This is a genomic window from Streptomyces sp. O3 (assembly GCF_054788135.1).
The window spans coordinates 1-230 of sequence record NZ_JBTVYK010000252.1; the positions used below are offsets into that span (position 1 = coordinate 1).

Consider the following 230-nt stretch of genomic DNA (forward strand, 5'->3'; position numbering starts at 1 on the left):
GGTTATGAGTCACTAGTACCTCTACGAAAAATAATTGATTCTTATTATGAAGGTTACACAGAATACTATGAAGTTGCAGATTTTTTAGAAGTGACAGAAGATTTTTTAAAACATTCTATCGAATATTATAAAAATAAATACGGAAATACAGTTGAATGTAATGGCTATGTAATTATTTTTAGAAGTAGCATTCAAATTATTGCTTGTTAGGTATTTACACTATTGTGTTT

1 protein-coding gene is annotated in these 230 nt (G+C 26.5%); it reads left to right on the forward strand.

Annotated elements, in window-relative coordinates:
• Positions 1-210, forward strand: a 210-nt coding sequence (locus tag ACX6XY_RS30545) for a hypothetical protein (RefSeq protein ID WP_460338008.1), incomplete at its 5' end; no start/stop codon positions are given.
• Positions 211-230: the final 20 nt, after the last annotated feature.